The organism is Microcystis sp. LE19-41.2A (assembly GCF_027530405.1).
Taxonomy (GTDB): domain Bacteria; phylum Cyanobacteriota; class Cyanobacteriia; order Cyanobacteriales; family Microcystaceae; genus Microcystis; species Microcystis aeruginosa.
The window spans coordinates 1-12,227 of record NZ_JAPZQJ010000105.1 but is presented as its reverse complement, the minus strand read 5'-3'; the positions used below and the strand labels follow the sequence as shown (position 1 = coordinate 12,227).

Below are 12,227 nucleotides of genomic sequence, written 5' to 3'. Positions count from 1 at the left end.
TTCATGAATCAACCCTACCCCGTTGGGGTCGTGGCGCCGCCCCCAAACCCCGGAGCGCATTAGTTTTTCGGTGGGATGCTTAGACGCGATTGTTCATATTTTTGTACCAATTTAAGAGTCACTGATAATTGCTGATTGTCGGTATTTCTGCAAATGTTGAGATGCACCCACCAAAACTTCTATCTCACCCTTAGGATAACTGCTGCATAATTTTTAGAAATCCCACAGCACGGGATTATCATCCAAGAAATCAGTTACCTGTTTACCAATATTATCAATTAATTTTAGGTCTTCTGGGGTTAAATTAATTGTCATTGCCTGAGCGTTATTAACTGCTTGAGCAGCATTTCTTACCCCAGCAATTGCATTAGTTTGGGGTTGCTTAATTAACCAAGCAAGAGATAATTGAGCTAGGGAACAATTATAGCGGTCAGCAATCGGTTCTAATTGATTTAAAGCCGCTTGTACCCTCTGAAAGTTTTCGCCATGAAAGAGTTTATTTTTAATTCTATGGTCTTCCGCTGCCAACTGATAACCATTTCTAAATTTTCCTGTTAATAAACCTTGGGCAAGGGGAGAATAGGCGAGAATAGAAATATTATTTTCTATACAATAGGGCATAATTTCCTTTTCTACCGAGCGCCAAAACAGAGAATAGGGAGGTTGAATACTCTCAATTCTGCCGTATTGACTGGCTTCTTCCAGTTGAGAGCGGGAGAAATTGGAAACCCCTATAGCGCGAATTTTTCCCTGTGCCTTTAGATAATTAAGAGCGGCCATAGTTTCAGAAATAGGCACTATTTCCGTGTTCCATGAACCACTAGGCCAATGAATTTGGTAAATATCTATATAATCAGTTTGGAGGTTTTTTAAAGAGCGCTCGCAAGCTGCGATAACTTGCTCATATTTGAGGTGATTAGCAAAGACTTTGGTGGCATAAATTACCTGTTCTCGCATATCGGCTAAAGCTTGAGCGACAATCAATTCTGAGTGACCTTCCCCGTAGATTTCGGCTGTATCTACAGTGGTAATTCCTGCCTCAAAAGCTGCACGAATAGCCTTAATACTTTCCTCATCTTCAATACCTGCCCACATCTTTTTTCCTGCTTGCCAAGTACCCACAAGAAGGGGAGTAATTTCTATATTAGTCTGACCGAGATAGCGTTTTTGCATAACAGTTTTTTTGATGGGTTATGTATGCTTAGGGTTTTAGTCGGGTTTAGGGTTTAAAATCTCAGCTAAAGAGGACTAAAGTGACAAGGATAAAAACCTTTACCAGTAGGGGTGTAAAGAACAAACTTAACAAGCCACAAAAAAGACCTAATAAGCGGGTACTGAGGCTAATTATTTCGCCTTGAACATTATAGCTAATCGACAGGGCGATGAGGGCTAGAGTAAGGAGAAAAATCATAGTTTTCTTTCCTGAGTCTATTGAGCAGAAAAGCCGTGACTGCTCACGACTTTTTGCCGTTTCTATATCTATTATTAGCTCGATTACTGGGCTAATGACATCGGGGTAAAGTGAACTTTTTTAACGGAAAAGATTTAAAAATCCGTTGAAGAGGCCTGTCAGACCGGTAAAGGGACTTAAAACCGTGCCGAGGGTGTCGGTGGCAGAGGCCAGACCGCTACGATGAACCACAACCACATCATTATTGCGGAGAATCGGGTTAGTTTTCTCGTTGATACCCTGGGAAAAATCGATGTTAATTGAGTTTTTGGTGACAGTCCCGTTAGGATTGAGACGAATTAATTCCACTGTGGACTGATTGGCGCGACGCTTATCAAAGTCTCCTGCGGTTAAAATTGCCTGATTGAGAGGGGTATTGGGAGGAACTTCAATTGTCCCCGGTTTTTTCACCTCCCCGACCACTTTCACGTTAATGGTTTTGGGGGCAAAACTGGCCGATGCTAGGGTTTCCGATTCCTTGGCCGAGATTTCAGTAGCGGTGGGGATAATCACCGTATCCCCTTCTTGGAGGATGATATCAGCGGTCATATCGCCTTTATCGAGCAAACTCCAGAGATCTACGGGGATTTTCTGCTGGGAACCGTCACGGGTATAACGCAGCACTTGCACCTGTCGGATATCAGCGAGGGGTTTGATACCTCCCGCTTCTTGGATAGCTTGGGTTAGTCGGGCCGGTTGTCGTCGAATTCCCCGATTATTCTCTGTGGTGACGGTGTTAACTTGATTGGGGACAATACGATGGGACCCCGGACGATAAACTTCTCCCACCACAGTAACATTAATTTCTCGATCGCTATCTAGTCCAAAATTGGCATCAGCTAATTGATTGACTTCCCCGACGCTAAGGGTCGTTTTAGTGGGAATAACGATGCTATCACCATCTCTAAGGCTAACATCTTGGGTTTTATCGCCTTTTTGGATTAATTGCCAGAGATTGGCTTGAATTAGCTGTTCTTGTCCCTTGAGGTTGCGTCGGATTTGAACTTGACCAATATCGGCCACCGTAGTCACTCCCCCCGCTTGCCGGATTATTTCGGTCAATAGGGGCGTTTTTTGGCTTTGTTCGGGGTTAATTGTATAAGTACCCGGACGATTGACTTCCCCCGCGATGGCGATTTGCAGAGGCCGGGGAGTGAGAATGCTAACAGTAACCACGGGACGTTTGAGATAGGTGGTGTAACGCTTGGCCAAGGTTTGGCCGGCTTCGGTGACGGTCATTCCCTCCACTTTGACGCTACCAATCAGAGGTAAAGTCAGGGTTCCATCGGCTAAAACAAGGAAATCGCCGCTTAAATCCGCGACTTGGTAGACGGTGACGCGGACTTTATCTCCTTCTCCTAGGGTGTACTCTTTGCTTTCTGCGGGGATAGGAGCAATCGCCTCTTTAGAGGGTGTAGGACTACTCGGAGGAGTGGCTTGGACTGGGCGAGCCTCTAAGGAAGTTAGGGGGGCAATAGTGCCGATAATTAATAGATAACGTAGGGATTTACTGATTAAATCCTGTAATTGGTTGCTATTTAACATGATCAATAGGATTAATTTTATCGTTAACATTGGCGATCAGTGTAGCACAAATAGTCGATCGCCTATGGAAACCCCGTGTAATATCGCATCTAACGAGAGTTACCGCTAACTGTAAGATAGTTTTAACGATTGCCTGTATGTAAAGGGGTATATTAATTTTATGACAGCTACTAGCACAATTCCCGATTTTTGTCAAGGAATAAAATATTTTGGGGGTTCCTTACCCGAATTTGATAAATATGCAGGAAAAGCCGCTATCGCTGAGGGAAAAACCGCTATTATTGCCGCTAATGACCCGAATGCTATCTATCAAACCCTCCTAGCCGCCGATGCTTTGCGTTACCTCACCCTACAAATCACCGCTACCAAAGAATCGGGACACCCCGGCGGTTTTGCCAGCGCTGCCGACGTAATTGCCTCTTTGATGATGTTAGGCCAAAAAAATATTTTCACCGAAGTGGGCCATCATGCCCCCGGTTTTTATAGTAACGTCTTTCTCGATCGCTCTCTCGAAGCCATGGGCATCAGCAACGTCAGGGAATTGGGAGAACGTTTTCGGGAAAAACACGGACTTTTAGGGCATCTTTCCGGACAAATCCCCGGACTGCTCGGGCCGGCTGGTCCTTTGGGCCAAGGCCAACATTTCGCCATGGCGGCGGCCAAATTACACCCTAATACCCTTTTCCCTGTGACTATCGGGGATGGTGGTTTAGGAGAACCGTATATTATGAGTAGTTTCGGTCATTTTCACACTGCTTATCCAGAAATTACCAATTTTCTGCCGATTTTAGTTTGGAATGGCTATTCCCAAGAACACCATAGCATGGTGTCCCTGAAAACTAACGCCGAAATGGAAGCCTATTGGCGCGGTAATGGTTTCGAGGAAGTGATTCTCATTAATGCCAAAGACTTCGATGATGCTAATCAAAATGGGGAATATGTAGATAGCACCAAATTCTCTTTTAACCAGCGTCTGGAGTTCATGAAAGTGGTGTTAATGGCCACGGATAAAGCCGCCCAATTAGCTTTAGGAGGTAAACTAACCGTTATCATTATTAAACAACTTAAAGGGGCGGGAGTTCACAAACGGGGAGCGGCTTCCCATAATCTTTATCCAGGCGATTCTTTAGAAAAAGATTATATCGTTGCTGCCTTACAAGAACGCGCTTTACCCCCTGAAGCTTGGGCAATTGTTCGTACTAATTTCGAGCGCTCTGGAGGGGGTTCGGCAGCAGAAATAGTGGTAACGGAAAAAGTCTTCCCGCTGCCGGATTTAGGAACCTTACCCATGACCGAATATACTGTGGGTGGCGATAAAAAAGTGGCCACCACTGCCATGGGGGAATTAGTGGTAGCTGTGGGTAAAGCTGACCCCAATTTTGTCGTCACTAATGCTGATGGTAATGCCGCTTCGGGAATTAATAATATTAACGTCGGTTTAAAGATTATTCACCCCACCAGCGATGATACCTATTTCCAAGCACCTAACGGTCAAGTTTATGAGCCTTTAAGCGAGGATGCCTGTGCTGGATTAGCCGTCGGTTTATCTCTCTTGGGAGCGCGGACTTTATGGTGTTCCTACGAGTCTTTTGCTATCAATGGTTTACCGATTTGGCAGACTGTAACCCAAGCGATGGCCGAGTTACGTCGTCCCACCCCTTCTACTATTACTTTATTCACCGCCGGAGCCTTAGAGCAAGGGCGTAATGGTTGGACACACCAACGCCCAGAGATTGAAAATTATTTCGCCGCTATGATGCGAAATGGCAATATTTTTCCTCTCTTTCCCTGCGATGCTAACAGTATTCAAGTCTGTTATGAATGGGCGTTAGGAACTAGCAATAAAGGCATTACAATCACCGCTAGTAAATCGCCTTTACCGGTGCGAACCACTTTTGAGCAAACCCGTCAAGCTTTAGAAAAAGGCGGCGTAATTCTCCACGAATCGGAAGGCAGTAAAAAAGTTGTTTTTGCCGTCATTGGTGATATGACTTTATTACCCGTCTTTGAGTCTGCACAACAGTTAGAAGCAGCGGGAATCGGTGTAAAAATCGTCTCGGTAATTAATCCCCGTCGTCTCTACCGTCCTAGCGATGTGATGAGTGAAACTAGCTCGGCAGCTGATAATAATTTCCTCGATGATGCTGGTTTTGACAGTCTCTTTGCCGGTGATGCTTTAATCGGAGTAACCGGTGGTACAAGCGCCATGTTAGAACCAATTATGTTACGCAGTAATGCGCGTCGGGATGTCTTCGCTTGGAAACGGGGAGAAACCACCGCCAGTGCCGGGGAAATTATGGCCTATAATGGTTTGACTGCCAATGCTTTAACTGCGCGTGCTACCCAGTTATTAGGCTAAGTTCCCAGTTAGTTTTTTTGATTATTCCCTACTCTCTCTGATGGGAAAGTAGGGATTTTTTCTCAGGTCACTTTCGCCAACGGAGTAAACTTTTAATAATTTTCCATAGGCGAGGATATTGGAGGGATAGATAGCGTTTAATATGGGATTTTAAACTAACTAAATCCTGAGATTCTTTCAGTTCTCTATCTTGATAAAAACGAATTAAATCATCCCGTCTTTTCAGTAAAATTTTAATTTGTTGGTAATCTTCTGAGCTTAAAACTTGATGGGGTTGAATATTTTCTGGCAGCGGGCGCGGGATGTAAAAAGTTGTATGAGATGGTGATAATTCCTGGTCTGGACGTTCTTTGGTATAGAGATAGATAGACAGAGATTTACGCGATAAATGCCGTTTATTTTCTGGTAAATTAATCTGAGAAAATCCATGCCATGAATATTCATTGGTTTCAAAAATAAGACAACGATTAAAGATAGGTACAAAAGATTTAATCTGATTTTCTTCCGGTTGACGTGGATTGGAATGTAACTCTAGATTACCTCCCCAATCTGCTTGCCATTGGGGATTTAAATAGATTAATAAATTCAAGCGGCGATGATACCAATGACGCTCATCGAGGTTAAAATCAATGTGAGGGTCTAATTCTTGACCCTGTAAATTTTCGTGGGTTCCACCCCCATAAAAACTAGGGTCTGGAATTAAATTATCAACACCGGTTAATTCGGAAATTAACTCTAAAAACTCTTGAGCTTGAACGTGGCGGGCAAACTCTTGATAAACACCCCCTAAACCGATTAAATCCTCATTAACCGCCTTACCGCCAACTTTTCCTAACTCACTAATGGCTTTTTGCGAATTAAAACTGGGAAAATTTTCCAGCAAAATTTGCGCTTGCTCCCCAACTAAAAAATTATCGATGACCAAATGCTTAAACGGTTGCGCTGTCTCAAAATCTTGACGATAGACAGAAGATTTCTCATAAACAAGGGAATTGATAAACATTAGACAGCTTTTTTGTTGGTATGATAAATTGTAGCAATCAAACTAGCAAAATAAAGATTAACTCTCCTATTGACCTCATCGCCTATGGACTGGTGGCACAAACTCAAAGATAATCCTCTCGCCCGTTGGGGAGCAGTTTTACTGTTAATCTTCTATTTAAGCGTAATGGCGGCGGATTTTGTCGCTCCCTACTCTCCCTACTCCTCCCAACCCGGTCAGTCTCTCCTACCCCCCACCCAAATCTTTTGGCGCTCGCAGTCGGGAAGTAACAAGGGTGAGTGGATTGGCCCCCACGTCTATCCCACCACTCAAAGTGCTATTAATATAGAAACTGGTGAGCGGAAGCTAATGAGAGATTTTAACAAACCATTGCCGCTGCGTCTCTTGGTTCAGGGTGAAACCTATAATTTTGGTCAAATTCGCCTACCTTTGCCACCAAAATGGGATGAAGTAACTTTATTCCCTGGTATCCCTTTTGATCTCCATCTGTTCGGAGTCATCGGCGATGGTAGAATCAATATATTGGGAACCGACGAATCGGGACGCGATAGTTTTAGTCGCCTGATTTTCGGAGGCAGAATTAGTTTATTTATCGGTTTGGTGGGGATTTTAATTTCTTTCCCTATCGGTTTATTTGTTGGTGGCGTTTCTGGCTATTTTGGCGGTTGGTTAGATGCGATTTTAATGCGTTTTGTGGAAGTTTTAATGACTATCCCCGGCATATATTTACTCGTGGCTCTGGCAGCCGTTTTACCCGCAGGATTAACCAGCACCCAACGCTTTTTATTAATCGTCCTGATTACTTCTTTTATCAGTTGGTCGGGATTAGCGCGGGTAATTCGCGGTCAAGTTTTATCCCTGAAAGAACAGGAATTTATTCAGGCCGCTAAAGCTATGGGAGCAAAACCCCTTTATATTATTCTGCGTCATGTGCTGCCCCAAACTGCCAGTTATATCATTATTTCTGCTACGTTAGCCGTGCCGGGTTTTATCGTGGCCGAATCGGTTTTAAGTTTAATTGGTTTGGGAATTCAACAACCAGATCCTAGTTGGGGAAATATGCTTTCTCTGGCTACCAATGCCTCAATTATTGTTCTACAACCCTGGTTAATTTGGCCAGCTGCTTTGTTAATTATTCTCACCGTTTTAGCTTTTAATTTACTCGGTGATGGTTTACGCGATGCCCTAGATCCTCGCAATTTAGAGAGATAATTTAGTTATTTTATCAGTCAGGAGGCAGTCAGCAGCAGGCAGGAGATAGATTTTAGGGGTTGGGGTTTTGGGGTTTTAGGGTTGTAGTTCAATTTCCCCACCTCCCCCCGCAACGCGCACGAAGTGGTCTCCCCACCTCCCCACCTCCCCACCTCCCCACTTCCCCACTTCCCCACTTCCCATTATGAATAGAATCAGTAAAACCTTTAATAATTTCGCCGATAGTTTGGTGATTTATAGTCAAAGATACGGAAAAATAAGCTGGGTAATATTTTTAATTATCTTTGCTTGTATCATGACGATAACCTTTAATTATCCGGCACAATCGACCAATCAACCCCAAGAAAAACCCGAAATTCGTGGAGTTTGGTTAACTAATATCGATAGTGAGGTATTATTTAAACCGGAAACCCTAAAAGATGCCCTTGATAGGTTGGCCGATTTAAACTTTAACACTATTTATCCCACGGTCTGGAATTGGGGTTATACACTCTATCCTTCTAGGGTAGCAGAAAAAGTTACGGGACGAGCGATCGATCCCCATGAATCTTTAAAAAATCGCGACTTTTTAGAGGAAATAATTAGCCAAGGTCATCGGAAAAAATTAAGAATTATTCCCTGGTTTGAATTTGGTTTTATGGCTCCTGCGGATTCAGAATTAGCCAAACGACATCCCGATTGGTTAACCCAAAGACAGGATAAAAGTGTGATTTGGTGGGAAGGAAAAGTGCATCAACGGGTGTGGTTAAATCCCTTACATCCGCAAGTACAAAACTTTATTACGGATTTAGTCAGCGAGATTATTACTAACTACGATATAGAAGGAATTCAGTTTGATGATCATTTTGGTTATCCCACCGATTTTGGCTATGATGAAACCACGATTAAACTCTATCAAAGGGAACATTCGGGACAATTACCCCCGCAAGATTACCAAGATAAAGCATGGATTCAATGGCGGGCCGATAAAATTACTGACTATATGAATAGTTTAGCCCAGATGATTAAAAAGCGCCAACCTACAGCGATTATTTCCCTATCTCCTAATCCCTACACTTTCTCCCTAGAATCCTATCTTTTAGATTGGCAAAAATGGCAACAAAAAAACTTGATTGATGAGTTAATAATACAAGTGTATCGAACTGATATGAACGCCTTTGACTGGGAATTATCGCAACCAGAATTACAGCAAGCTAGAGAATCTATCCCCGTGGCTATTGGGATTTTATCTGGTTTAAAAGGTCGTCCGATTCCGATGGTTAATATTACTCAACAAGTGGAAAAATCGAGACAACAAAATTTTGGCGTTTCTTTCTTTTTCTACGAAACTTTATGGAATATGAGCAATGAATCTCCTTCCTATCGACGCAGGATTTTTCGAGAAATACTCCAGTCTGCTAATCCTCGCTAAAATTAGGGAAAATTGCTGACTTTAAGCTAAATTATTGCCCTAACCCGGCTATAGTTTCTTAAGTTTATCTTTAAATTAAGAAAAAGCAGCAGGGAGAAACTAAAATCGCTAGAATGAAAGAAGACTCTCTTTTATCACTTTATCCATGCTGATCAGACATAACCGAAGCTCGATCGCTAAACCTATTTTACTGTTTCTCGGCTGCCTTGTGATCGGGCAGTTGGGGGTATTAGTGGTAGCCAATAGCCTCTGGTTTACCGAGATGGGTTATTTAAACACTTTCCTGAAACAATTATCTTGGCAACTAGGATTAGGTTGGGGAAGTGCGATTCTTTCTCTACTCTTTATTTTTACTAATTTACGTTTAGCCCAGCGTTTTCGTTGGCAAAAACCCCGGGAAGATAGTTATCCTCTTAGTCCTCAATCTCCTAGTATTAATTTACTCGGCCTTTTGATTATCGCAACGGGAATTGGAGCTTGGATCGGGTCAATGTTATTGTATTACAGTAAACTAGCCCTCAGTCTCTGGACACCAGATTTTAATCTCCCTAACCTCAGTTCTTCCCTCAATTCTCCTCTGCAAATAGTTTGGATTAGGCAAGTATTAACTGATATTTCCAGTAATTTGTGGCAAGGGTTAATTATCGCTTTTTTAGTCTTGGGATTATTAATTAAAACCGAGTATTTTTTGCGAATAATATCTATAGTATTCACTGTCATGCTATCTTTTATTATTGCTGGGCAGTGGGCGAATTTTTTAAAATATTTTTATGGTGTTCCTTTCAATATTAACGATCCTCAATACGGGAATGATTTAGGTTTTTACATCTTTCAATTACCCCTGTGGCAGTTACTAGAATTATGGCTCACTGGTGTGGGAATATATACTCTTTTTGCTGTTATTTTAACCTATCTTTTTTCGGGTGATAGTCTTTCTCTGGGAAAATTTATGGGGTTTTCCCGTCCGCAACTGCGTCATTTATACGCCCTGTGGAGTGGGTTAATGGGGCTGCTAGTATTACACCATATTATTCAGCGTTACCTGCTACTTTATTCTCCGGAAGGGGTAGTTTATGGTGCGGGTTATATCGATGTTCATGTTGGTCAATTTATTGAAATTATTCTGGGAATTATTGCAGGAATAACCTCTATATGGTTAGGAGAAAAAGCATTATTTGGTAAAAAAGACCGTCGCAAGTTATACAAAAATCCTAAGAAAAAGTTGGTATTTTTCCCCTACTTAGTTCCTGTATTTCTCTATTTAATTGTTTGGATAAGTGGCACAATTATCAGTGGACTATTGCAAAGAACTGTCGTACAACCGAATGAATTAGTGAGAGAAAGACCCTATATCGAAAGAAGTATTCAATCCACAAGAGCGGCTTTTTCCTTAGATAGAATTGATGCCCAAGTTTTCGATCCACAGGCCGAATTAAATGCCGAAGTTTTAGAGAGAAACCATCTAACTATCGATAATATTCGTCTTTGGGACACCAAACCACTGCTAGAAACTAACCGACAATTACAGCAAATTCGCTTATATTATAAATTCCCCGATGCTGATATCGATCGCTATCGGGTACGAGTAGGATTGCCTGAAAAAATCGAAGAACGTCAAATATCTGAAAAACAACAGACAATTATTGCCGCTAGAGAATTAGATTATAGTGCGGTTCCCACTTCTGCTAACACTTGGGTGAATAAACATCTCGTTTATACCCACGGTTATGGGTTCACTCTTTCCCCGGTTAATTTAGTGGCTGCCGGGGGTTTACCCTACTATTTTGTCAAAGATATCGGCACAAATAAAGACGAAGGGGCCCTACAAACCTCTAGCGAATTAATTGATTATAGTATTCCCATTGGTAAACCCCGCATTTACTACGGGGAATTAACTAATAATTATGTGATGACTCCCACCACCGTAGAAGAATTGGATTTTCCTAGTGGGGATGGAAATGTCTATAATACCTACGATGGTAAGGGAGGAATCCTAGTGGGGACGGGGTGGAGACGTTGGCTATTTGCCCTTTATCTGCGGGATTGGCAAATGTTATTTAGCCAAGATTTTACTCCCGAAACTCGCTTATTAATGCGTCGTGATATCCAAAATCGTGTGCAAACTATCGCCCCTTTTTTAAATTATGATCGCAACCCCTATTTAGTAGCGGCAGATGTGGGCGATAGTAGTAGTAAATTACATTGGATTATTGATGCTTATACTATCAGCGATCGCTATCCCTATTCTGACCCGGGGAAAGATAAATTTAACTATATTCGCAATTCGGTCAAAGTGGTAGTGGATGCCTATCATGGAACGGTGAATTTCTATGTTGCCGATGAAAATGATCCAATTATTCAGACGTGGAGTAAAATCTTTCCTCATCTCTTTAAATCTTTAGCAGAAATGCCGAAAACTATCCGCAGTCATATCCGTTATCCCGAAGATTTATTTAGTACCCAAGCGGAAAGATTATTAACCTATCACATGACCGATCCGCAAGTATTTTATAATCGGGAGGATCAATGGGAAATTCCCCTAGAAATTTACGGTACGGAACCCCAGGCTGTATCACCCTATTATTTAATCATGAAACTGCCCGATGCCGACAAAGAAGAATTTATTCTCCTCCATCCCTATACTCCCTCTAGTCGGCAAAATTTAATCGCTTGGTTGGCAGCACGTTCAGATGATAGAGAGTATGGTAAGTTATTACTCTATCAATTTCCTAAACAAAGGTTAGTGTACGGGCCGAATCAAATTGAGGCTTTAATTAACCAAGATCCAGATATTTCTCAACAGATTTCCCTTTGGAATCGGGACGGTTCTAAAGTTTTGCAAGGACATCTATTAATTATTCCCATTGAACAATCGCTGCTTTATGTAGAACCTTTGTATCTAGTGGCAGACCAAAATAGTGTCCCGACAATCGCTAGAGTAACAGTTGCTTATCAAAATAAAATTGTCATGGAACCAACCTTGAAGGAAGCTTTAGAAAAGCTATTCTCAGGTGATCAGAGCTAAATTGCCGCTAATTGGCCACAAATTAGCAAAAAAAGCTGATGCTGGTTCCAGAACGATCCTCAATATCCCCGAATTTGCCCAGAAAATTGACTGCTCTGGTTAATCAGCCAATTTTAAAATCCAGTATCATCAAAGGATTGAGTTATGCTTTTAATTAGAAAAGTGGGCAATTAATTCTGTGCGAGATAAATTAATTATTAAAGGGGTAAACTCCTCCACTGG

General features: G+C 42.1%; 7 protein-coding genes. 4 read left to right on the top strand and 3 right to left on the bottom strand.

What is annotated here, in order from left to right; genetic code table 11:
* Positions 1-213: 213 nt before the first annotated feature.
* Together O9290_RS04555 and O9290_RS04550 are read right to left on the bottom strand one after the other, a co-directional pair.
* Positions 214-1,173, bottom strand: coding sequence for an aldo/keto reductase (locus tag O9290_RS04555; protein WP_288023581.1), 960 nt, complete (start codon positions 1,171-1,173; stop codon positions 214-216).
* A 358-nt stretch (positions 1,174-1,531) separates the two neighbouring features.
* The gene (locus O9290_RS04550) at positions 1,532-3,025 is read right to left on the bottom strand and encodes a polysaccharide biosynthesis/export family protein (protein WP_288056820.1); all 1,494 of its coding nucleotides are present in this window, start codon (positions 3,023-3,025) and stop codon (positions 1,532-1,534) included.
* 130 nt (positions 3,026-3,155) lie between these two features.
* Between O9290_RS04550 and O9290_RS04545 the strand changes: the two genes are divergently transcribed.
* Positions 3,156-5,354 (top strand): phosphoketolase family protein, encoded by a 2,199-nt coding sequence (locus tag O9290_RS04545; protein WP_288056822.1) that lies wholly within the window; start codon positions 3,156-3,158, stop codon positions 5,352-5,354.
* A 67-nt stretch (positions 5,355-5,421) separates the two neighbouring features.
* Here the strand turns inward: O9290_RS04545 and O9290_RS04540 are convergent, their stop codons facing one another.
* Positions 5,422-6,357: a 2OG-Fe(II) oxygenase gene (locus tag O9290_RS04540; RefSeq protein ID WP_288056824.1), complete on the bottom strand. Its 936-nt coding sequence runs from the start codon at positions 6,355-6,357 to the stop codon at positions 5,422-5,424.
* A gap of 84 nt (positions 6,358-6,441) precedes the next feature.
* Here O9290_RS04540 and O9290_RS04535 point away from each other — a divergent pair, with 84 nt between their 5' ends.
* The 3 genes from O9290_RS04535 (at position 6,442) to O9290_RS04525 (ending at position 12,005) form a co-directional block, all read left to right on the top strand.
* Entirely contained in the window at positions 6,442-7,569 is a 1,128-nt protein-coding gene (locus tag O9290_RS04535; protein WP_288056848.1) for an ABC transporter permease, read from the top strand.
* A gap of 184 nt (positions 7,570-7,753) precedes the next feature.
* Positions 7,754-8,980: a glycoside hydrolase family 10-like protein gene (locus O9290_RS04530; protein WP_288056827.1), complete on the top strand. Its 1,227-nt coding sequence runs from the start codon at positions 7,754-7,756 to the stop codon at positions 8,978-8,980.
* Between the two features lie 145 nt (positions 8,981-9,125).
* On the top strand, positions 9,126-12,005 hold the full coding sequence (locus O9290_RS04525) for a UPF0182 family protein (RefSeq protein WP_288056830.1): 2,880 nt from the start codon (positions 9,126-9,128) through the stop codon (positions 12,003-12,005).
* Positions 12,006-12,227 lie beyond the last annotated feature (222 nt).